The sequence below is a fragment of the Robertmurraya dakarensis genome (assembly GCF_900156875.1).
GTDB classification, from domain to species: domain Bacteria; phylum Bacillota; class Bacilli; order Bacillales; family Cytobacillaceae; genus Robertmurraya; species Robertmurraya dakarensis.
In genome coordinates this window covers 158067-181699 of sequence record NZ_LT707409.1, presented here as the reverse complement: position 1 = coordinate 181699, position 23633 = coordinate 158067, and the positions used below count along the sequence as shown (strand labels likewise).

The window sequence follows — 23633 nt, the reverse complement described above, 5'->3', positions numbered from 1 at the left end:
TCCTTGCTTTTCCTTCATCATATATGGTGCCACAGCCTTCACCATCCGAATGTAGCCTAATAGTTTTAAAGTCCATGCATCTAAGAAATCTTGATCACTAAGGTCCCAAAATGATCCCGCTTTAGCAGATCCTGCATTATTGATCAAAATATCAATTTTTCCAAATTGAGAAATGGCCTCTGCCCCTATCCTTTCCGCTACTGAAGGACTCGTTAAATCCTCACTAATTGCAATAACCTTACGCTTTTCATCAATTTCACGTAAAGAGTTCACTGCATTTTCAAGTTTTACACGATCTCTCCCAATAATCATCACATTAGCTCCTTCTGAAACCAATGCTTTCGCACACGATAAACCAATCCCAGCACTTCCGCCTGTAATAATCGCATTTTTTCCGGTAAGTCCAAATTCCATTATGGTTCCCCTCCTTTATCATACAAACAAAATGATTTATATCTATTGATAAATTCAATAAATTTTCGAAATTACCTTTTATTTTTAAAAATGCCTAATACTTCTCTCAAAGCTATAAAGGTCAACAAAAAAGAAAGAGGATGACTCTAGAAATCGTTAAAACGATCCCCCAAGCCATCCTCTTCTACTATTCTTTAAGCAGATACAGATTGTGCTTTTTCTTCTTTTCCTTTGTTTACTAGCTTGCGTAAGAATGGTAATAGATAACGATCTAATCCGAATTTACCTGCATTGTAGCCAGCTGCAATAATGATAACGCCCATTAAAACGTCTGTTGGATTGTGAGATACTGTTCCAGCAAGCATAAAAGCAAAGTTCATGACTACTGCAAAGAATGCAGCTGCCGTTGTTAAGCCACCCAGCATCAGTCCTAAGCCAACCAAAGTTTCTCCAAGAGGAATCAAGACATTGAATAATTCGGCATTTGGAAGAGCAAAGCCTTCAATAAATGTTACATACCAGCCGTAAACGGCACTTCCGTCTGGGCCCATAACTGGATTTTTCACTGCATTGGCTAAAAATCCACTAGCGTCAAATCCACCTGTTAATTTTCCAAGCCCTGCAGTAAACCAAGCGTAACCTAGATATAATCTAATTAATGTTAAAACTCCTGCTACAATATTATTTTCTCTTAGTGTTTTGTTGATCATTATGATCTCTTCCTTTCAGGAATATATAAGATAATTTCTATACTCAGAGAATACCATGAACTTGACGGACAATCAGCACTTTGTGAAACATGTCACAAATGCGTAAAAAAGTTATGGCGGAATATTGAACTTGTATCTACCTTAACTATAATGATTATACTATTTGACACCAATAAAAGGTGCGGAACGCAAGCTGGACAACGGTTGTCTAGACCCGTATATCGGACTCGGTATGATCACTTACTCCATGAGCTGTCCGAATCCTTCTCGTATTCAGACTCCGCTTGCGTTTTTCCCTTGCTCCTTGTCCGAATCCACCAAGAATTCAGACTCCGCTTACGCATTTACCACTTACCTTGTCTGAAAAAGAATTCCCCACATCTGCATCCAAAAAAAACACGATACTCCACTTCGTGAAATATCGTGTTTCTATCACTATATAAGCTAAAGCGCCGTGTTACGCCTTCCCTGAAGAACCAAACTCACGGATTTTTCCGATCACTGTTTCTTTAATGGCCTCGCGAGCAGGTCCCAGGTATTTACGTGGATCATACATATTTGGATTCGCCGCTAATACTTCGCGAACTTTTTTCGCAGAAGAAATTTGGTTTTCGGTATTCACATTGATTTTAGCAGTTCCGAGTGAAATCGCTTTTTGAATATCCTTCGTCGGGATTCCTGTTCCACCATGCAGCACAAGCGGTACCCCTGCAAGTTCAGCAATTTCCTTCATTTCTTTAAAACCAAGGTTAGGCTCTCCCACATATGGTCCGTGAACGGAGCCAAGAGCAGGAGCAAGAAAATCGATTCCTGTCTGAGTCACTAATTCCTCACATTCACGTGGATCTGCATAAATAACGCCATTCCCAACGACGCCATCCTCTTCTCCGCCGACAATGCCCAGTTCTGCTTCCACCGAAACGCCTTTAGCATGAGCATACTCCACTACTTCAGAAGTGATTCTCACATTTTCTGCAAACGGATGATGAGAAGCATCAATCATCACAGAAGTGAAACCAGCGTCAATTGCTTGTTTACACTTGTCAAAACCAGAACCATGGTCCAAATGAATCGCGACTGGAACGGTAATTTTGTAATCTTCTAACAGCCCTTCTACCATTTTTACAACTGTTTTAAAACCACCCATATATTTTCCAGCACCTTCAGAGACCCCTAGTATAACTGGAGATTTTTCATCCTCCGCCGCTTGTAAAATAGCTTGAGTAAATTCAAGATTATTCAAGTTAAACTGCCCTACCGCATAGCCTTCTTCTTTCGCTTTAATCAGCATTTCTTTCATAGAAACTAAAGGCATATCTGTTCCTCCTCGTTCTTAATTGATGTATTTTTCTTCAATAAAACGTTTAACTTCCTCAGCTGTATTCATCATTAAAGCTTTCTGCGCATCAGATCGCAATTCTTCTCGAGATAATCGTAAAATTTGACTGCGAGCCTTCAAAATCGATGTCGCACTCATACTAAATTCATCTAAACCAAGCCCTAGTAACAGTGGAATTGCAACTTCATCCCCTGCCATTTCTCCGCACATACCGGCCCATTTGCCTTCTTTATGCGCTGCATCAATGACATTTTTAACCAAGCGAAGAATTGCTGGGTTGTATGGCTGATAAAGATAAGAAACTCGTTCGTTCATGCGATCTGCTGCTAATGTATACTGAATTAAATCATTCGTTCCAATTGAAAAGAAATCGACCTCTTTTGCAAAAAGATCCGCCATTACAGCTGTAGATGGAATTTCCACCATGATTCCTACCTCAATCGTTTCAGAAACCGCAATCCCTTCTCCTTGAAGTTTTTCTTTTTCCTCAAGCAGTATTGACTTTGCCTCACGGAACTCATCAAGTGTAGCAATCATCGGGAACATGATTTTTAAGTTACCGAATACACTTGCACGCAATAATGCCCGAAGCTGTGTACGGAACATATCCTGCATTTCCAAACATAAGCGGATCGCGCGGAATCCTAAGAACGGATTCATTTCTTTCGGAAGATCTAAATATGGAAGCTCTTTGTCACCGCCGATATCGAGTGTACGCACAACGACCGGCTTATCACCCATACGTTCAAGCACCGCTTTATAAGCCTCGAATTGTTCCTCTTCTGTCGGAAGAGTTTCGCGTCCCATATATAGGAATTCGGTCCGATATAAACCTACGCCTTCTCCTCCGTTTTCCAACACTCCTTGGACATCATCAGGAGTTCCAATGTTTGCAGCAAGCTCAACGTGCTGACCGTCTGTAGTCACCGTTTTCTCATCCACCAGCTTAGCCCACTCCGCTTTTTGAGCGTCATAAGCCGCTTTCTTATCTTGATATTGATTCACAACTTCTTCTGTCGGATCAACAATCACCTTTCCATCTAATCCGTCGACAATCACCAACGTCCCGTTTTCAACCCCAGATGTGACCGTTTTTGTACCGACTACCGCAGGAATTTCTAAGGAACGGCTCATAATTGCAGAGTGAGACGTGCGCCCTCCAATATCCGTACTGAACCCTTTCACATATTGACGGTTTAACTGAGCTGTATCAGAAGGTGTTAAGTCTTCTGCGATAATCACAACTTCTTCTGAAATCATGCTTGGATTCGCAATCGTAACACCCAATAGATGTGCCAGCACACGCTTCGTGACATCTCTAATATCTGCGGCGCGTTCTTTCATATATTCGTTATCCATATTTTCAAACAGTGTAATGAACATGTTCGCAACTTCATCTAATGCGAATTCAGCGTTCACCTGCTCTGTTTCAACTTTATCCTTAATTGGATTGATTAATTCAGGATCACTCAATACAAGGAGATGGGCAGCAAATATCTCTGCCTTATCCTCGCCCAGTTCCTTGCTTGCATGTTCTTTAATCACTTCTAGTTCAGCTTTTGACTTTTCTAACGCCTTTTCTAAGCGTTGTATTTCTTCATTCGTATCCTTAACCTTTGTTTTTACTACTTTAAGTTCCGGATTTTGTAAAATAAATGCCTTGGCAATCGAAATCCCGGGAGATGCTGCGATTCCTGTAATAGTTGTAGTCATAACTCTTACCCCCTAGTACTAGTCCTAAAAAGGAAAAAATGGCAGAACGCCATCTTCTCCAAATCTATCGCTTACACTGCAAGTTCTTCTTTTATCATAACCTCATCAATCTTTGATATTACTTGTTCTTCGTCATCGCCTGTTGCGATCACTTTTACAGTCGCCCCTTTAGAAACTCCAAGGGACATCACACCCATAATCGATTTTAAGTTTACTTGTTTCCCATTATATTCAAGCGCGACTTCCGATTTAAGCGGTGTAACCGCACTTACCAATGCTGTACATGGACGCGCATGTAATCCAGCCTCACTCGTAATTGTGTACATTTTTTCTACCATTTGTAATTCCTCCTGTTACTGTATGTAAAACAAAGCAAGGAAGGAAAAAGGGTTTCCTTGCTTCATTTCTTAAAGTTACTGTACTGGTTTTTTCAAAATCCCTAATAACAATGCTGATACAACGGCACCAATTACCACTGCCAGCAAGTATAGCAGCCAGTTGCCATCAACAAGCGGCATAACAAACACCCCGCCATGCGGTGCACGAAGACTGATACCGAATAACATCGAGAGTCCTCCTGCCACTGCAGAACCAGCCATCACAGACGGAATTACCCTGATTGGATCTGCCGCTGCAAATGGAATGGCACCTTCCGTAATAAAAGATAATCCCATAATATAATTGACTTTACCTGCTTCACGATCCTGCTTATTGAATTTTCTTCTAAAAATCGTTGTTGCGATCGCGATTCCAAGCGGCGGCACCATCCCTGCTGCCATGATCGCTGCCATCGGCTCGTACACACCGTTTGCCAACAGCCCTGTTCCGAATACATATGCTGCTTTATTGATCGGACCACCCATGTCAAATGACATCATTAATCCTAAAACAATTCCCAATAATACTGCATTTCCTGTACCTAATCCAGATAGCCATTCTGAAATTCCTGTATTTAAAGCACCGACCGGGCCGTTAACTACATACAGCATAATCAGACCAGTAAAAGCAATTCCGAGTAAAGGATAAATTAAGATCGTTTTGATGCCTTCTAATGAAGCCGGAAGCCCCATAAATGCTTTTTTCAAACCAACGACTAAGTAACCCGCTAGGAAACCGGCAACAAGTCCGCCAAGGAAGCCTGCTCCCCCAGTTGCCGCTAATAAACCACCGACCATCCCCGGAGCAAAACCTGGCCGATCAGCAATACTCATTGCAATAAATCCTGCTAGAACAGGTATCATTAAACCAAATGCATTCCCGCCGCCAATCGTATTAAGCGCTGCAGCGAAAGCATTATAGGACGGATCGTTCGGATCAGAAGCATTAATTCCAAACATAAAGCTAATGGCAATTAAAATTCCTCCGCCGACCACGAACGGCAGCATGTTGGATACCCCGTTCATTAAGTGCTTGTAAATAGCAGCTCCAACGCTTCTTTTTTCAGTCGATTCTTTTTCCGAACTTTCATTCCCTTTGTAGATTGGTGCATCTTGCTTCAATGCTTTTTCAATTAACGCTTGGGGCTTTCGGATTCCGTCTGCAACAGCTGTCTCAATCACATGTTTTCCATTAAAACGGTTCATTTCCACTTTCGTATCGGCCGCCACAATAACCGCGACAGCTTCTTCAATTTCCTGCTGTGTTAGAACGTTTTTCGCACCGCTTGACCCATTTGTTTCAACTTTAATGTCCACACCCATTTCCGCTGCTTTTGCCTTTAATGAATCTGCTGCCATATATGTGTGTGCAATGCCGGTCGGACAAGCCGTTACCGCAATGATGAAATTCTTCTTGCCTTCCATCGACTCATCTTCTGCTTCATCTTCTTCATCATAACTGTCGATAATGTTTAAAATATCTTGTTCAGTTTTCGCCTCTAATAACTGTTTTCTCGCTTCTTCATTCATTAGAATCGACGACAATCTTGATAAAGCCTCTAAATGCGTGTTATTGGCTCCTTCTGGTGCAGCAATCATGAAGAAGAGATGCGCAGGCTGGCCATCTAATGATTCATAATCAACTCCAGCCACAGAACGGCCAAAAGCAATCGCAGGTTTTTTTACTGCAGTTGTTTTTGCATGAGGAATCGCAATCCCTTCGCCAATTCCGGTCGTGCTTGACTCTTCTCTTTTTAAAATCGCTTCTTTAAACTCATGACGATCTGATAAAATACCAGCTGAATCTAATACGTCTACCAGATCTTCAATCGCATCAAGCTTTTTTTGTCCTTTTATGGATAAACGAATTGTGTCTTTTGTGAGTAGTTTTGTAATTTTCATCGTCATTCTCCTCGCCTATCGCTTTTCTATCCTTACTCCGTGCAGCAATTGCTCTACTTTTTCGAGGGTACATAACCCTAGTGAAAACGCCGTAGCACTCCCTGCTGCCACACTATATTTGAATGCTTCTTCTACATTTCCTGTTTTTTCTAAAGTTGCCATGAACCCGGCAACCATTGAATCTCCTGCTCCAACTGAACTCTTCATTTCCCCTTTTGGAACATTTGACACTAGAGTGAAGTCTTTATTAAAAAATACCGCACCTTTATCAGCAAGTGAGACGATCACATTTTGAACACCGTTTTTCACAAGCTCTTTTCCATATGGAATCGTGTCCTCAACCGTCTCAATCCTAGTCTGGAATAATTCCCCGAGCTCATGATGATTCGGTTTGATCAAGAATGGGTTCAATGGAAGAATCCTTTTTAATAGGTCCCCTTCTGCATCGACCACGAATTTAGTACCGTTGCCTGCACATATTTGGACTAACTCTTCATACATGTTTTCAGGCATGGAGGATGGAATGCTCCCCGCAAGGATTAGTACATCTTCTTTCGTCAGCTTCTTAACTTTATCTTTCAACTGATCCAAATCATCAGAAGTGATGTTAGGTCCTTTTGCGTTTATTTCTGTCTCTTCCTCAGATCGAAGTTTGATATTAATGCGTGTATCGCCTTTTATATGGACAAAATCCGTTTCGACATGAATGGATTTTAAATAATCTTCAATGAATGCACCGGTAAAACCGCCTAGAAAGCCCAGTGCCGTACTGTTGACATCAAATTTTTTTAGTACTTGAGAGACATTGATTCCTTTGCCTCCCGGAAACTTTGCTTCAGATTTTGTTCGGTTAAGTTGTCCTAATGCTACGTTGTCCACTTCAACGATATAATCAAGAGATGGGTTCAACGTTAATGTGTAAATCATGCTGTCACAACCTTAATATTTGTTTTACTTGTGAAAAGTTTTTTTGTTTCACTACTTATCTCATCTGTGATAATGGTTGCTTCATTCAATTCCGCAACCTTTGCAAAAGCAATTTCTGAGAACTTCGATTGATCCGCCAGTACAAAGGTTTCCCTTGATAAAGACAAAGCAATTTGTTTAATGAGCGCTTCCTCTTGATCAGGTGTGGTAAAGCCAAACTGAGGATGAATCCCGTTTACGCCCAAAAAGCATTTATCAAAACGGTACTTTTCCAGGCTCTCCACTGCCCCGCGGCCTACCATTGCCTTTGTTGTCGGCTTTATCAATCCGCCTATCAAACAGGTATTAATATTTTTTTCAAGCAATTCGTTTGTATGCATAAGTCCATTCGTCACAACGACAATTTGTTTTGGGAGGTATGGGATCATTTCGAAAACGGTTGAACCAGCATCCAAATAAATGCTGTCACCCTCTTCAACCAAACTCGCCGCATATTTGGCAACTAGCTGTTTAGCATGAAGGTTTTTGGATGATTTCTCTGACATCGTAGGTTCTTGGAGCTTCCCTTGCAGTCTTGCCGCTCCGCCGTGAACTCTTTTAAGAAGATTTCTTTGCTCTAGCTGCGTTAAGTCTCGACGAATCGTGGACTCTGACGTATTTGTCAACTCAACAAGCTCTTGAAGCTTGACCGTATTTTTAGTCTTCAATGCCGATAAAATCAACTGATGGCGTTCTGGCTCTAGCACCCGATCCCCTCCTTAAAACGCTTTCAAATGATATTTGCAATGTTATTTTACTTTTTAAAACTGCCGATGTCAATCACAAACACTCAAAAACAACCAACAACTTTCAATCCCGATCAATCATTCTTTGAAAAGCGTCAAAATACTGTCACATTTAAATGAGAGACTGAGTACTAGGTTGATTTTTATAAAAAATCTGCTTACTATCCTAATTTTTGACGACAGTTCACTCTTCCAATAAGATATAAGAAAAAGCCTAAATGTTAGGATGAACAGTATGAAAATTTTATTGGTAGAAGATGACCGAACCATCGCGTCTGGACTTGAGTATTCCTTAAAACAAGAGGATTATGTACCACTGCTTTGTCAAAATGCAGCTTCCGCAACAGAAGTTATACATCAAAAAATCGACGAAATCGATTTATGTTTATTTGACCTTAACTTACCTGACGGAAGCGGTTACGACTTATGTGAGCTTGTGAAAAGACGCCGCGATATCCCCGTTATCTTTTTAACCGCTTATGATGATGAAGTGAATGTCGTCATGGGTCTTGATATGGGGGCAGATGATTATATTACAAAACCCTTCCGGATCCGTGAACTTGTTTCAAGAATAAAATCCGTACACCGCCGATACACTCGCCAAACCCAGCCAAAAAACATCATCGAAATCGACAATATACAAATTAATATATTAGATGGAAAAGTATATAAAAATGGCCAGGAAATCTTTTTGACTGCCCTAGAATATCGGCTTTTCCTCATTTTCGCCAATCACATCGGACAGGTTCTTACAAGAGCTCAGCTGCTCGATCGAATTTGGGATGTCGGCGGTGATTTTGTCAACGACAACACTTTAACCGTCTATATTAAGAGATTGCGTGAAAAGTTAGAAGATAACCCGCAAAACCCAACGCTGATCAAGACGATTCGAGGCATGGGTTACAAGGTTGGTGAGTGAGTTGCTTCGCAATCGAGAAATCCAAATCCTCTTAACCATTCTTTTACTGATTAGCGGGATCGGAATTACATTGACAGCCCTTTTTCTTTCCATGCTTGCTGCCGGTTTTGTGCTAGGAATTTCGATCTTGCTTATCAGCACCATGCTTATTTTCACTAAATGGCGTTACCGTGAAATGGAGAAACTCTCAGGATATTTACAGCAAATTAGCAATGGCGACTTCCATTTGGACGTCCGTGATAACTATGAAGGCGAGTTGAGCATTCTTAAAAGTCAGATTTATAAAGTAACAAAAATGCTTTCTGAGCAAGGAGCCGTCTTGCACGAAGATAAAGCAAAACTGACCAATGTGATATCAGACATCTCACACCAATTAAAAACCCCCCTCACATCCATGATGGTCATGGCGGATTTATTAAGTGAAAAAAATTTAAATGATGAAAAACGAACCGAATTTACCCGAAATCTTCGAGTACAACTGGACCGCATGGAATGGCTTGTTTCTTCCTTATTAAAGCTTTCGAAAATCGATGCAGGAACAATCTCTTTTAAAAAAGAAAAAGTCGTGGTGGAGCACCTCGTGCAAACTGCAGTACAACCACTATTGGTTCCGATGGATATTAAAATGCAAAATTTGAGCATCAAAGGCGATGAGAGTGCTGAGTTTTTAGGTGACATCAAATGGACCTCAGAAGCACTTATTAATATCATTAAAAATTGTGTTGAACACTCTGAAGAAGGCGGCGAAATTAAGATTCAGTTTTCTGAGAATGCTCTATTCACAGAAATCACTATTTCTGATAATGGGAAAGGAATTGCAAAGGAGGATCTTCCTTATATTTTCAAACGGTTTTACAAAGGAAAAAATGCGAGCGATGACAGTGTCGGGATTGGACTTGCGATGGCGCACAGTATTATCACTAGTCAGCAAGGCGATATTGAAGTGCAAAGTCTACCGGGTGTTGGGACAACATTTCATATTAAATTTTATAAGCAGGTGATTTGAGTGATCAATCCCTGCTTATTTTTATGTACTTTTGCTCTTGTTCCCCCGCCTCCCCTCTAAAGTGAATAATTTGTCACTTTAGAGTCACTTTAAAGTCATACTAACTAGTTATACTGACCTCAAGATGAGAAATTACGGAGGTTTTTTCATGAATATATTAGAAGTTAAGAATCTGTCAAAAGTCTATGGCAAAGGCGAAACAGCTGTTAAAGCACTGGATGATGTTTCTTTTTCAGTAAAAAAAGGTGATTTTGTCTGCATCATCGGGCCATCTGGCTCTGGAAAGTCAACACTGCTCCATTTACTGGGCGGAGTCGATAGGCCTACAAATGGAAAGGTCCTCATTGATCAAACTGATATCTATGACTTAAATGAAACACAACTGGCGATTTTTCGACGAAGACAAATTGGCTTGATTTATCAATTTTATAATCTAATCCCCATCTTAACGGTTGAAGAAAATATTACGCTGCCAATGCTTTTAGATGAGCAAAAAGTAGATCCTAACCAATTTAAAAAGGTTGTGGACGTTTTAGGTTTGAGCAACCGGCTTTCCTATTTGCCAAACCAGCTTTCAGGCGGCCAGCAGCAACGTGTATCGATCGGACGGGCACTAATCAGCAATCCCGCGATTATGCTTGCCGACGAACCGACCGGAAACCTTGATAGTAAGAACAGCAAGGAAATCATGGAACTGCTCAAAATGTTTAACAAAACCTACAATCAAACATTGATTGTCATCACCCACGATGAACGCATCGCCCTTCAAGCAGATCGGGTCATTTCCATTGAGGATGGCAAGGTCGCCAAGGATGAGGTGATTCGTCCATGAATATTATCAATAAGGTCACATTAAGGCATTTAAAAGAGAATAAACGCCGATCGCTTGTGACGATCATCGGCGTCATCATTTCGGTAGCGATGATAACCGCCGTTTCCACACTTGGTGTCTCTTTTCTAGACTTAATGATTCGGCAGGATATTAACACCAATGGAGAATGGCATGTTCAGTATAAAGATGTCACAGCTGATCAAATTGAGACAATTGCACAGGACAGCGAAACAAAAACGCTGATTCTCTCTAGCGAAGCTTATGCTAACTTAGAAGAATCCGCCAATGAATATAAACCGTATTTATTTTTTAAAAACTATAACAGCGTCGGCATGGAACACTTCCCGATTGAAGTCATTCAAGGAAGACTTCCTCAAAAAGAAGATGAAATTGTGATTTCTGAGACGATTGTAAGCAATGCGAAGGTAAATTTTAAAATCGGGGATCAACTAACGGTTGACCTTGGTGACCGTTTGAACAAAAAGGACGGAACGAAGCTAACGCAGAGTAACTCTCTCCTGCGGGTTGAGAATAATATCAACGAAGAACTGCAAATCAAAGAGACTAAAACCGTAACAATCGTTGGGAAGATAAAACGCCCTTCATGGGAACTGACCTGGTCTCCTGGTTACACCGTCATTGGTTACGTGGATGAAAAGTCATTAAGCGAAGATGATACAGTTGACGCTTTTGTCGTGTTACCGAAAGTGAAAGGTTCCCTTTATGAGCATGCAGAAAATCTCGCATCCACCCATGGGATTGAAAAAATTAATTTTAATTCTGATTTGCTTCGATATTATGGTGTAACGAAAAATGATCAATTGCGCACCACCCTCTATTCTTTAACTGGCATCATCATGGGGATCATTATTATCGGCTCCGTTGCATTGATTTATAATGCGTTTGCGATTAGTGTATCCGAACGTGCCAGACATTTAGGCATGCTTTCGAGTGTTGGCGCAACGAAAAAGCAAAAACGGAATTCCGTCTTTTTTGAAGGAGCTGTGATTGGATCAATCAGTATCCCGATTGGAATCCTTGCCGGCCTTGCCGGGATTGGAATCACCTTTGCTTTTATCAATAAATACTTACAAGGAGCATTAGGGGTTTCTGAAAATCTAGAACTGGTTGTCACACCATCCTCCATTCTTGCTGCATGCGGAATCTCGATCCTGACAATTTTTATTTCAACCTATATCCCTGCGCAAAAAGCATCAAAAGTGTCAGCCATTGACGCAATTCGCCAAACACATGATATTAAATTGTCAGGGAAAACCGTGAAAACATCGAAGCTAGTCCGGAAAATATTTGGAATGGAAGCCGAAATTGGACTGAAAAACGTCAAAAGAAATAAAAAAAGATACTTGGCAACCGTGTTTTCACTCGTGATTAGCATTATCCTCTTTTTATCGGTCAGCTATTTTACCGAAAATCTGAAAAAATCACTAGAGTTGTCGCAAAATGATCTTCAGTTTGATATTCAAATTTCCAGCAGCTCTTTAGACCGGGAAGAACTAGCAGAGTTTACGAAGGTTGATCATGTCTCGGATTCCACCATCATTGAGGAAGTACAATTTGAGGCACTTATTGGCTCGGATCAACTGCCCTCTCAATTGAAAACTCAAATAGAAGAGAACAATTTTGCTCTTGAGGATGGAAAATACCCTTACTTTGTGAGTCTGCATGCCTTGGATCAAAAGAGTTTTAACGCTTATGCCGAACAAATTGGCGTGGATGCTGATCATTTTACAAATCAAGACACGCCATCCGCAATTGTCATTGACCAAATCTCTTATCAAGATTATGCATCTGGAAAATTTATTGAATCGAAATCGATTGAGTCAGAAATTGGGGAAAGGATTGACTTATTTACTAGATTTCACGAGGATATGGAGACTGAAGAACCTGAACGGGAATTTGAGAGCAGCGTTAAAATCGGCGCATTGACCGGCAAAGTTCCAGTGGGCATCCAGACTGCTTCGCTTGGAGGTCTTACCTTAATTGTTCCAGAGGCAACAATAGACCAACTGGGGATTGATCAAGAAGAAGTTACCACCTTTGTTTATCTAAATAGTACAGACCCAATGGCCACGCAAACAGCGATCGAAGACCGAAAAGAGACAAACATTCATATTTACAATGTTTTTCAGCAGAGACAACAAGAGGAACAGATGATTTTACTCATGTCCGTCTTTACCTATGGGTTCATCACGCTGATTTCCTTGATCTCAATCGCTAATATCTTTAATACCATCTCTACAAGCATTACACTAAGAAAACGCGAATTCGCGATGCTGAGATCCGTTGGCATGACTCCGAAAGGTTTTAATAAAATGATTCACTATGAAAGTATCTTTTATGGGGTAAAGGCTCTAGTTTACGGACTGCCCATCAGTATGCTCGTTATGTTGGCTATTCATCAATCAATTGGTTATACTTTCGAATATGGATTCAATCCTCCGTGGATGAGCATCCTATTCGTGATTATCGTGATTTTTATGATCGTCGGATCTGCGATGCTGTATTCAATTTCAAAAATAAAAAATGAAAACATTATCGAGAGCTTGAAACAGGAAAATATATAAGTATAAACGCGGTTAGCTGATGTGCTAACCGCGTTTCTATATAGACTTATCGTAAAAACAAAAGAAACTCCCTGTATATGAAAAATAAGCGGAGAAATTCCCTTTAAATAGGGAATACCCATATTTCCCTAAAAATAAAGGAATACTTTCCCTCTATTTTATCCAAATCTTTGAATTTTGTCTTATTTAGAGAAGGTAAGCGGAATTTCTCCCCTTAAATCTGCTTCTCCAGCCTATTCTCCATACATTAGGGGGAAATTCTCCTCCTATGGCTCTCCGGATTCCTTTAGATTTCACAAGTTATTTAACCAGCTATTTCACCTTTTGCACTTTAAAAGGACACCCGGTACTACACCTCCACCCTTTTTATAAAAAGAGAAATAATGAATCCAATGATTGCTCCCCCTAAGGCAAACATGAATGCGTGCTGCACACCCGCTGTTAGTGCTTCGGATAAAACAGCTGGATTGGTTGGTTGAGCTGACGCTAGAAGAAATTTTTCCTGGCCAGTAGACATATTCGTAATGGCAAGTGCCACTCCGATCGCCCCGCCCACTTGTATGATCGTTCCCATTACCGCCGAACCATCCGGATAAAGCTGTCTCGGTAATTGATTTAACCCATTTGTTTGAGCAGGATTCATAATTAAAGCGACACCAATCAGGGTACAGCTGTGGATCATCAGGATTGTCGTTTCAGCCGTACTCGTCGTTATTCTAGAAAAGGCGAAAAAGGAACAGATGGCGATGAAAAATCCAGAGGTTACTAGATATTTAGGTCCATATTTATCAAATACCCGTCCAAAAAAGAGTGCGGTCAGACCATTTAATATTCCACCTGGAAGCAGCAGCAGTCCGGCAGTGAACGCAGATAGCAGCAAGCTTCCTTTTAAATACATCGGCATTAAAATCGAAACAGATAAGTTTACTAACATACAGATAAAAACAAGTATGGTCCCCAAAGAAAACATCGGGAAACGGAACACATGCAGATCGAGCATTGGTTTTTCTAATTTAAATTGACGGAACGAGAACACCACTAGTGCGATAACACCTAAAATCATTGAGATAATCACAATGGGCTGCCCCCATGATCCTGAGCCAGTGCCGGCAGAACTAAAACCAAATACAATCCCGCCGAAACCGATTGTCGATAAGAAAATCGAGAAAATATCCACTTTAGGTTTTGTAATGGTGGAGACATTCTGCATAAAAATCAACCCAAAAACCACCGAAAACGCGAGTAATGGCAAAGACACCCAAAAGATTCCATGCCAGCCAAGACTATCGATCAGTAATCCTGACAGCGTCGGACCCGTTGCGGGTGCCAGCATGATGACAAGCATCATTAATCCCATCACAGATCCCCGTTTACTTGCTGGAAATAAAACTAAAATAATATTCATCATTAATGGCATTAAAATTCCTGCACCAATCGCTTGGATGACACGAGCGATCATCAGGAAAGTAAAATTCAGTGAAAAACTAGCCAGGAGTGTTCCAACAATCGAGAACCCGAGAGATAAAGTAAATAAATTTCTAGTTGGAATCCATTGATTCAAAATGCCAGAGATTGGCACTAAAATGCCTAATACCAGTAAGTATCCCGTCGTCAACCATTGAGCAGCAGAAGCAGAAATTTGATAATCGCTCATAATATTCGTCAACGCCATATTTAAAGCCGTTTGATTGAAGAGCCCGATAAACACACCAATCATGAGTGAAACCATAATGGGTACGGCGCGAATTTCCTGTTTTTCCATTGTTACAACTGATTCAAGTGTTTTCATAAAAAATCCCTCTCCTACTAGTAACCATGAGCCTATTACACACCAGCTTTTGTCAGGTGGTATGCTGCTACAGATCCAGCTGCGCCAGCACCAATAATAAGCACATCCGCTTTTTCCATAAAAACGTCCCCTTATTTAATCTCCGTACACGGTCCGCTAACATTTCCGGATTACTATCTTTCTGTATTTCCAGGGGTGCCCATATGGTATCTATTGGTTTGTAAAAATGATTATCCTTCTGTCATCCTGATTAAAAACAATCTAGTACTATAATTATTCATAATATTCAAAATTTTAACAAATGTCAATATTGACATCCTCTAACCACGTTTCATGATAGGGCTATCTCCTACTGATTTCACACTTTTTCTTTTAAAAATGCCTTTTAATATTTTTATAATATTTTAAATAATATGTTAAAATTCATAATAAAGTACATGCTTGTCAGGAGGGGTTCATTTGAAGAGCGAAAGAAATCTTCTAATTGAAAGAGATAACGAAAATTCCATCGCGGTCGTTACCATGAATCGATCTAGTAAATTGAATGCTTTAAATGTAGATTTAATGAAGAACCTGATCGAGGCTTTAAAAAGATTAGAAGAAGATGAGCAAATTAGAGGAATTATTTTAACAGGTTCCGGTCGGTCATTTATCGTTGGAGCCGATATTAACGAAATGGCAAACTTGGAGCCAGAATCCGCAGTAGCATTCATTACGCAATTACATCAGTTGATTGAGACGATAAGACAACTGAAAAAGCCAGTCATTGCTGCTGTGAACGGTTATTGCTACGGCGGAGGTCTGGAACTCGCGATTTCCTGCGATTCTTTAATCTCATCCGAACATGCCACCTTTGGCATGCAGGAAGTGCAAATCGGCATTCCTTCTGTGATTGAAGCCGCTATGCTGCCCCACATAATTGGTTTTGCTAAAACTAAGGAGATGCTGTTGACAGGAGATGTAATCGACAGCAAGACTGCATTAGAAATGGGCATCGCCAACTACGTCGTTCCGCATGAGGAACTTCTAAATGAGACTATGGCCTACACACAACGTATTACCAAAAATGCTCCACATGCTGTCGCACTGCAGAAACAATTAATGAATAGATGGCTTGAAAATAGCGGTTTAGAGCAATCTATTAAGAATGGAATAGACTCTTTTGGTCTGGCATTTTCGAACCCAGAAACTGTAAAACTATTAAAAAGTGCATTAAAGTGATGAAAAAAGCCTAATCTCCGCTATTTTTTTAGTGAGAATTAGGCTTTTATAATTCAACGGCAAATCGCACCGTCAGAATATAAATTTTTCCGCCGATACACACTTAGCACGATTCCCATTAAAAACGCATTAAACATTGTCGGCATTAATCCGTAACTGATAAAAGGCAAGGATATTGAAGTAATTGGGAAGAAACCGATGATCATGCCTACATTATAAATGAACTGTACGGCAAAAAGCGTAATTCCTCCCACGAGAAGTAATTTTCCATAGTGCCCTTTTACTTGCTGTGAAATAACCAGCATCCTTGCTGCAAAAAAGACAAGGATCAAAACCAAGATTAGAGCAAAGGAATACCCATAATAGTACGTTAAGCTAGCAAACACTAAATCGGTATGCGCCGCCGGGAGAAATTCTGCTTGTCCAGATACGCCAAACCAGCCCGCTTCCGATAAAAGCTCTTTTAAACGTAAATACATATACCCAGCACCATCTGCATATTTTTCAGGATGCAAATATCCTAAAATTCTTTGCAGCTGGTATTCCTTCAAAGTTGACCAAAGAAGCAATCCGCCGATGACGAATAAACAAGAGGGTACCATGGTAATCACTAATGCCCTCTTCCTTCCTAACCTACTCCACCAAAGCATAACGAATACCATCACGATATAAATAAACGCAGCCGGGAGGTTTGGAATTAGTAAGAATAGATACAAAGAAAGAAGAAATAACATTCCTAGCTTCCATACTTTCAAGCTGCTATTATTGAAAAAAGAAGCCCATGCTAGAAAAAAGAACGGCAAAGCCATCAAGCTTTCAATCGTGACCGGGCCAATTTTAATATAAGGAACACCGTTCATGAATATATTTGGTGTATAACTGACTAGTAAGAGAATCAATGTTCCAACCAGGTAAAACAGCCATCCTAATTTTTCAAACTTCCGGTAATCCACCAGCGCCATCCCAAAAGCGCCTGCAATACCTAGCAGAACGACCACTATTTTATTTACAAGGAAGTAGCCCGTATCCATAAACCCTGCATTTCCAAGAGCCACAAGCGGCAAAAACCCCAGCCCCATTGCCGCCACTAATAAAATAACAATGAACCAATCAATCCTCGGACGGTGAAGTTTATTCAGCTCCTGACCTAGCACAACAGGACTTCCCATTTGTGCAACCGCCTGTTCTTCAGCCTCCTCCTCATTTAGTCCTTTTTCAATCCATGAGTTCTTCGTTTTCATTAAGTGAAATTGCAATTCCGCTGCTACGAATTTCTTGGCTTCCTTTGATTTAATATGATTGGTGACTTCTTCTAAAAAACGCTCCCCTTTTTTAATCAATTTTGTCTCACTCCTGTATCATTTCTTTCCACCCAAATCGCTTATTTGCATTATTTTTCTCTGCCTTTCGCAGCATTTTTCTCCCCTTATCCTGGATTTGGTAATATTTGTATCCTGCACTGTCCCAGCTTGAGGCTATGACTCCATTCTGTTCCAGGCGGTGCAGCAAGGTATATAAAAACCCTTCATTTTCCTCAAACTGTTGAATTCCTCTGGCGCGCAGCAGCTGTGTCAATTCATAACCTGTTTTCTCTTGCAGCAGCAGTTGCAGGATAGCTAATTGAAGGTGTTCTTCGCTTTCAATTTTTTTATTTATATTTTTATGAACTCGTCTACGCTGCTCCTCTGAAAATTCCAAGCCTTTAAAGGTCGTTTTTTCCATTGATTTTCGAAGACCTTTTAACATATCCTCCATTTGTTAATCCTCCAATCTTTCCTTTAGGAGTTCTTTTGCTCTCTTTAGTCTTGTTTTTACTGTGTTTTCCTTTACTTGCAGGACGGCGGCAATATCTTTAATAGGCGATTCTTCAAAATAAAAAAGATAAATCACTTCACGATATTTGATTGGCAAACTCATCACAACTTCTGCCAATCGTTGATCTTCATCATGTTGAATAACCGTTTGCTCAGCACTTTCATTTGGTACCCCCGAATAAACATATTCATTTTCCGTGACCATCACATTTTTGTTATACCAGCTCTTTAAATAGTCCTTGCAATGATTGATCGCAATCCGCCATAACCAAGTTCTCAACTTTGATTTACCTTTATAGGTAGATAGAGATCGATAGCATTTAACAAATATATCCTGAGTCAAATCCTCGGCAATTTCTTTGTTCTTCACATATGAGTAGACAAGCTGCAGGATCTCTTGTCCGTACTTGTTCATGATTTCATCGATAAGGACTTCCTTATCTTCTAAATGTAATGATTCTGCTGTTAATTCATTCACTTCCGTTCCTCCTTCTCATAAAATAGACGACCTCCCCCGCCAAAAAGTTTTGTAAATCAAAAAAACGGCTGGCCATCGCCATACCGTTTAGGTCAGTTTTTCATTTTTTCACATAAAGGAATCTCTTAAAATAGAGAACTACTATTGAACTTGTTTCAAATAATACTCTATCATTTCCTGATGGTCCTTGATTTCTTCTTTACCTTTTTCAGTAATTTGATAGACTCCGCGCTTCACTCTCTCGAACCAGCCATAATAATTCTTCGTTAAAATCGAAGAAGTTTTTATACCCGTTCCGAGTTCTTTCAAAGCTTTTGGGGATAAATTACCAAAATAGTCTAAGTAACAAGCGATCTTAATGCAATTTTCCTTATAAGCTGTCATAATTTTCGTCTTACTGCTGCCGCCAATATTGTAGTCAGCACTGCGCCCGTTAATTTCTTTCATCAAGGATTCTCTCTTAAACTTGTTCCTTGCTTTGCTTTGACTGCTCTTGAATGGTGCCGGATGGAAAAGAATATCCGCTTTTGTCCGATTCCCCGGAAACGATACGAGAATTAATCCGAGCTCTAGTCTTTTCACTAAATGACATTTATCTGTCCATTGCCGAGAATTCATCCGATGCTTTGGCTTAGGGATCGCAATATACACTTTATCCGTTAACTTCTGACGCTTCGCCGCCTGTATCAGCAAATCGACACTTAACGTAAGTTTCAATTCCACAATCACCAGCTCATCATCCTTGACCGCCGCCACGTCGCAGTCCTTCACTTCGCCATACACCTCATAGCCTTCTCGAACAAAGTATCTCTGTACAGGCTTATATAAATCTGCTTCTTTTAGTTTATCCTTCAAATCAGTTCACCACTTTTTACCCTAAACTGCATCCTGCTCAATTTATTTATGAATGCTCATTCCTCCATTTTACCATGAATTTAGTGGGGCAAAGTTCACATTCTGAGCCGAAGGTTAATCTCCTCTCGCCGCATCATCTGCTATGATCGATACATTCTGATGCTTCTTTAAAACAGAAGCTGGGAACTTTTCATCCACTTCCCCGTTTACAAGCTGCTTGAAGGCCGCCCTTTTCTGTTCACCAGAAATGAGCAGCAGGATTTCTTTGCTTCTCATAATTGTCGCGATCCCAATCGTAATCGCTTTTTCTGGCACATCCTCACTATTTTTAAAAAATCGGGCATTCGCTTCTCGAGTAGATGGATCTAACTCAACAATATGTGTCGTCGATTCAAAAGAAGTACCCGGCTCATTGAAACCAATATGTCCGTTTTGTCCAATGCCAAGGATTTGTAAATCAATCCCCCCATGCTTTTGGATAAGCTCTTCATATTCTATACATTCTTTTTGAATATCCTCTGAAACTCCGTTAGGAATATGAATATTCTCTTCAAGAATATCGATTAATTCGAAAAGGTGTTTATTCATGAAAGCGCGGTAGCTATGAGAACTTTCACCGGAAAGTCCAATATATTCGTCCAGATTAAAAGTTGTCACGTTCCGATAAGAGGTCTCTGCATGTACATGATCACTCACTAGCTCTTGATACGTTCCAATTGGTGTTCCCCCTGTAGCAAGACCTAAAACCATGTCCGGAGCCCGCCTCACTCTTTCAATTATTATCTCTGCTGCCTTCTTGCTCATTTCGTCGTAATCCTTCACCTTGATAATTCTCAATTTTCACTCCCCTTATTTCTTAGTAAGCAACGCAGGACGTTATCTTACCATTCTACAAATAATCACATTATGAAAAGTCTAACACAATCAAGTAAGAATAAACTGATTGCAACCCCATTTTCGAAAACTCCCCGCACACGCATTAATAGAAGCGGAAAAGGGAAATAATATACGGAATTATCAGATTGGGAAAACCCATTGGCAAGAAGATCTTTGTGCATTAAAATAGATAAGTCTTTATAAATATGTACTTCGAGGATGAGTTTAGTTGGAACAATTTTTACAAAAAGAAAAGTTTCTTAAAAGGTTATTAACCTTTATCTTGCCGTCACTTCTCGGCATCTTCTTATTTATGACCCCCATTGCCTATAATGACAATATCACGATTCCTATTGCGGTATTAGCCGGATGGGTTCAGGATTTGCTCGGCGCATACTTGCCGCAGGTCATGACCGTAATTATTCTGGTAACCATGATTGGAACGATTTTGATAAAAACAGTACGTCCGAATGTCTTGAATCGTAATCCGTTTTTAAAAACCTTATTAGATGTCCCGCCAATTTGGTTTGTCACCCGAATACTGGGCGCAATCTTTGCGGTTTCCGTCTTATTTCAATTAGGCCCGGAAATGATTTGGTCTGAAAATACAGGCGGATTGCTTCTATACGACTTATTACCAGTCCTTTTTTCCGTATTTTTATTCGCTGGATTATTCCTGCCGCTGCTTTTGAATTTTGGGTTACTTGAATTTATCGGGACTTTATTAACTAAAATCATGCGGCCGCTTTTCAAACTGCCTGGCAGGTCTTCCATCGATTGCATTGCTTCATGGCTGGGCGATGGAACAATTGGTGTACTACTAACGAGCAAACAGTATGAAGAGGGCTTTTATACAAAAAGAGAGGCCGCCATCATCGGGACTTCCTTTTCCGTTGTCTCCATTACCTTTTGCTTGGTTGTCATTTCCCAAGTTGGACTTGGTCATCTGTTTGTCCCTTTTTACATCACGATTACGGCTGCAGGATTGATTACTGCTTTTATCGCACCAAGAATCCCGCCGTTATCAAGAAAACCTGATACGTATTTTACCGCGAAATCAGAAGAGTATATAGAAGATCAAATTCCGAAAGGATACACACCTCTAACATGGGGATTTTCACAAGCGCTCGCGAAAGCCGGGAAAGCAAGAGGATTACGTGATTTCTTTCTTTCTGGCACAAAAAACATCCTTGATATGTGGATGGGCGTTGCACCAATTGTTATGGCGCTTGGAACATTAGCCTTAATCCTGGCTGAATACACTCCCATTTTCCAGTACCTAGGGATCCCGTTTATCCCGCTGTTAGAGTTATTGCAAGTACCTGAAGCGAAAGCCGCTTCAGAAACATTGGTTGTCGGATTCGCTGATATGTTCCTGCCGTCTGTCATTGGAGCCGGAATTGAGAGTGAAATGACAAGATTCATTGTTGCCAGCGTTTCTGTAACCCAGCTCATCTACATGTCAGAAGTAGGCGGATTGCTGCTTGGTTCAAAGATTCCCGTTTCCTTTTGGGAATTAATCATCATCTTCCTGCAGCGAACACTGATTTCCTTGCCAATCGTTGCCCTTGCTGCACATATGATTTTTTAGTTTTTTTGATACCTCAGGCTTGCAAATCAATCTAATCAATAAGAAAGAAGGCGAATACTCCCAGGAATTCGCCTTCTTTCTTTGTATATTAAAATTTCGTTTGATAATTCTCCATTTCCCAAGCATGAACAGCCGTACGATAGCTATTCCATTCTGCTTTTTTCAATGAAACATATTCTCTAAACACATGTTCGCCAAGTGTTTTATAAGCAATATCTCCAGATTCTAATGCATCAATTGCATCTCTTAAGCTTTCTGGCAGGCTGTCAATCCCATTAAATGCCCGCTGCTCTTCACTCATATGGAAAATATCTTCGTTTACAGGAGCAGGAGCTTCTAATCCTTTTTCAATTCCGTCCAAACCTGCCGATGCAATCACAGCAAAGGTTAAATAAGGATTAGCAGCTGGATCTGGACAGCGTAATTCTACACGTGTCGCAATCCCTTTTTTTGCTGGAATACGGATAAGGGCTGAACGGTTAGAGGCAGACCAAGCCAAATAACAAGGTGCTTCATAACCAGGAACCAAACGCTTGTAAGAGTTAACCAGCGGATTCGTTACCGCCGCAAAGCTGCTAACATTTTCTAATACACCTGCAATAAAGTGATAAGCTTCCTTTGATAACTGCAGCTCATCTGAAGGATCATAAAATGCATTTTCACTTCCTTTAAAGAAGGACATATTCACGTGCATCCCAGAACCAGCTATTCCAAACACTGGCTTTGGCATAAACGTCGCATGCATTCCAAATTTCTGTGCTACTGTCTTCACGACCCATTTGTAGGTAGTGGCCAGGTCTGCTGCAGTGAGCACGTCAGCGTATTTAAAGTTAATTTCGTGCTGCCCTTCTGCTACCTCAGTGTGAGAAGCTTCAATGGTAAAGCCCATCTTTTTTAAAGCGCGATAGATTTCAAGACGAACACGTTCTCCAAGGTCATGCGGTGATGGTTCAAAGTAACCTGAACGATCACCTAATACTCGAGTCGCATATCCATCTTCATCATTTTTAAAAAGGAAAAACTCTAGTTCAGGACCTACGGAAATCGTATAGCCTTGGTCCGCCGCACGCTCAACTGTCTTTCTTAAAACATTTCTTGTGTCCCCTTCAAAAAGAGTGCCGTCCGGATTGACAACGGAACATAGAAATCGGGCTTCTGCATACCCTTCTTCTTCTGTCCAAGGAAGAACAGCAAAAGTAGAAAGATCCGGCTGTAAATAAAGATCTGATTTATTAATCGGAGAAAATCCTTTAATAGATGAGCCATCAAACATCTGTTTTCCATCTGCCACATCATCTAATTGTTCAGCGGTTACTGTTACCTGCTTTAAAATCCCCTCAATATCAACAAATTGCAAGTGCAGCAGTTCAACACTTTTATTATGTATCGTTTCTTTTATTTGTTCTAAAGTTGAAGTTAATGCTATAGCATTAGTCACGTTATATTACCTCTCATCCCCAAGTTATATTTCGTTACATGTTTTTATAATAATTAAATTAT

At 40.4% G+C, this 23633-nt stretch carries 21 protein-coding genes; 6 read left to right on the top strand and 15 right to left on the bottom strand.

Annotated features, from left to right (window positions below; genetic code table 11):
- The 8 genes from CZ487_RS10115 to CZ487_RS10080 all read right to left on the bottom strand — a co-directional run.
- On the bottom strand, positions 1 to 414 hold a 414-nt coding region (locus tag CZ487_RS10115; protein ID WP_139339624.1), incomplete at its 3' end, for an SDR family NAD(P)-dependent oxidoreductase.
- Positions 415 to 608: 194 nt separating this feature from the next.
- Positions 609 to 1124, bottom strand: coding sequence for a DoxX family membrane protein (locus CZ487_RS10110; RefSeq protein ID WP_077212074.1), 516 nt, complete (start codon positions 1122 to 1124; stop codon positions 609 to 611).
- Positions 1125 to 1581: 457 nt separating this feature from the next.
- The gene (locus tag CZ487_RS10105; RefSeq protein ID WP_077212073.1) at positions 1582 to 2439 is read right to left on the bottom strand and encodes a class II fructose-bisphosphate aldolase; all 858 of its coding nucleotides are present in this window, start codon (positions 2437 to 2439) and stop codon (positions 1582 to 1584) included.
- Positions 2440 to 2457: 18 nt separating this feature from the next.
- Positions 2458 to 4176 (bottom strand): phosphoenolpyruvate--protein phosphotransferase, encoded by a 1719-nt coding sequence (gene ptsP, locus CZ487_RS10100; protein ID WP_077212072.1) that lies wholly within the window; start codon positions 4174 to 4176, stop codon positions 2458 to 2460.
- Between the two features lie 71 nt (positions 4177 to 4247).
- Positions 4248 to 4514, bottom strand: a complete 267-nt coding sequence (locus CZ487_RS10095) for a phosphocarrier protein HPr (RefSeq protein ID WP_077212071.1) — start codon at positions 4512 to 4514, stop codon at positions 4248 to 4250.
- Positions 4515 to 4589: 75 nt separating this feature from the next.
- The gene (locus CZ487_RS10090) at positions 4590 to 6455 is read right to left on the bottom strand and encodes a PTS fructose transporter subunit IIABC (RefSeq protein ID WP_077212070.1); all 1866 of its coding nucleotides are present in this window, start codon (positions 6453 to 6455) and stop codon (positions 4590 to 4592) included.
- A gap of 15 nt (positions 6456 to 6470) precedes the next feature.
- Positions 6471 to 7382 carry a 1-phosphofructokinase gene (gene pfkB, locus CZ487_RS10085; RefSeq protein ID WP_077212069.1) on the bottom strand — a complete coding sequence of 304 codons (912 nt, stop codon included), beginning with the start codon at positions 7380 to 7382 and terminating at the stop codon, positions 6471 to 6473.
- A complete protein-coding gene (locus CZ487_RS10080) occupies positions 7379 to 8128 on the bottom strand; it encodes a DeoR/GlpR family DNA-binding transcription regulator (RefSeq protein WP_077212068.1) in 750 nt (249 codons plus the stop codon). Before CZ487_RS10080 ends, pfkB begins: the two co-directional genes overlap by 4 nt.
- 274 nt (positions 8129 to 8402) lie before the next feature.
- Here CZ487_RS10080 and CZ487_RS10075 point away from each other — a divergent pair, with 274 nt between their 5' ends.
- From CZ487_RS10075 to CZ487_RS10060, 4 genes are all read left to right on the top strand, one after another.
- On the top strand, positions 8403 to 9086 hold the full coding sequence (locus CZ487_RS10075) for a response regulator transcription factor (protein WP_077212067.1): 684 nt from the start codon (positions 8403 to 8405) through the stop codon (positions 9084 to 9086).
- A 1-nt stretch (position 9087) separates the two neighbouring features.
- A complete protein-coding gene (locus tag CZ487_RS10070) occupies positions 9088 to 10092 on the top strand; it encodes a sensor histidine kinase (RefSeq protein ID WP_077212066.1) in 1005 nt (334 codons plus the stop codon).
- A gap of 148 nt (positions 10093 to 10240) precedes the next feature.
- Positions 10241 to 10924, top strand: a complete 684-nt coding sequence (locus tag CZ487_RS10065) for an ABC transporter ATP-binding protein (protein ID WP_077212065.1) — start codon at positions 10241 to 10243, stop codon at positions 10922 to 10924.
- On the top strand, positions 10921 to 13509 hold the full coding sequence (locus CZ487_RS10060; protein WP_077212064.1) for an ABC transporter permease: 2589 nt from the start codon (positions 10921 to 10923) through the stop codon (positions 13507 to 13509). The genes CZ487_RS10065 and CZ487_RS10060 overlap by 4 nt, the downstream gene beginning before the upstream one ends.
- A 349-nt stretch (positions 13510 to 13858) precedes the next feature.
- On the opposite strand, the gene CZ487_RS10055 is transcribed toward CZ487_RS10060, so the two are convergent.
- Positions 13859 to 15271: a DHA2 family efflux MFS transporter permease subunit gene (locus CZ487_RS10055; protein ID WP_077215262.1), complete on the bottom strand. Its 1413-nt coding sequence runs from the start codon at positions 15269 to 15271 to the stop codon at positions 13859 to 13861.
- Between the two features lie 486 nt (positions 15272 to 15757).
- Between CZ487_RS10055 and CZ487_RS10050 the strand changes: the two genes are divergently transcribed.
- Positions 15758 to 16519, top strand: coding sequence for an enoyl-CoA hydratase/isomerase family protein (locus CZ487_RS10050; protein ID WP_077212063.1), 762 nt, complete (start codon positions 15758 to 15760; stop codon positions 16517 to 16519).
- A 53-nt stretch (positions 16520 to 16572) separates the two neighbouring features.
- On the opposite strand, the gene CZ487_RS10045 is transcribed toward CZ487_RS10050, so the two are convergent.
- The 5 genes from CZ487_RS10045 to nagB all read right to left on the bottom strand — a co-directional run bounded on the left by CZ487_RS10045 (position 16573) and on the right by nagB (position 20503).
- On the bottom strand, positions 16573 to 17859 hold the full coding sequence (locus tag CZ487_RS10045) for an FtsW/RodA/SpoVE family cell cycle protein (protein ID WP_077212062.1): 1287 nt from the start codon (positions 17857 to 17859) through the stop codon (positions 16573 to 16575).
- Between the two features lie 7 nt (positions 17860 to 17866).
- Positions 17867 to 18274, bottom strand: a complete 408-nt coding sequence (locus tag CZ487_RS10040) for a PadR family transcriptional regulator (protein WP_077212061.1) — start codon at positions 18272 to 18274, stop codon at positions 17867 to 17869.
- 3 nt (positions 18275 to 18277) lie between these two features.
- Positions 18278 to 18811 (bottom strand): sigma-70 family RNA polymerase sigma factor, encoded by a 534-nt coding sequence (locus CZ487_RS10035; protein WP_077212060.1) that lies wholly within the window; start codon positions 18809 to 18811, stop codon positions 18278 to 18280.
- 141 nt (positions 18812 to 18952) lie between these two features.
- A complete protein-coding gene (locus CZ487_RS10030; RefSeq protein ID WP_077212059.1) occupies positions 18953 to 19666 on the bottom strand; it encodes a DUF2161 domain-containing phosphodiesterase in 714 nt (237 codons plus the stop codon).
- Between the two features lie 114 nt (positions 19667 to 19780).
- Positions 19781 to 20503, bottom strand: a complete 723-nt coding sequence (gene nagB, locus CZ487_RS10025; protein WP_077212058.1) for a glucosamine-6-phosphate deaminase — start codon at positions 20501 to 20503, stop codon at positions 19781 to 19783.
- Between the two features lie 268 nt (positions 20504 to 20771).
- On the opposite strand from nagB, the gene CZ487_RS10020 reads away from it, so the two are divergent.
- On the top strand, positions 20772 to 22133 hold the full coding sequence (locus tag CZ487_RS10020; protein ID WP_077212057.1) for a YjiH family protein: 1362 nt from the start codon (positions 20772 to 20774) through the stop codon (positions 22131 to 22133).
- Positions 22134 to 22221: 88 nt separating this feature from the next.
- Here the strand turns inward: CZ487_RS10020 and CZ487_RS10015 are convergent, their stop codons facing one another.
- Positions 22222 to 23571, bottom strand: a complete 1350-nt coding sequence (locus tag CZ487_RS10015; RefSeq protein WP_077212056.1) for a glutamine synthetase family protein — start codon at positions 23569 to 23571, stop codon at positions 22222 to 22224.
- Positions 23572 to 23633: the final 62 nt, after the last annotated feature.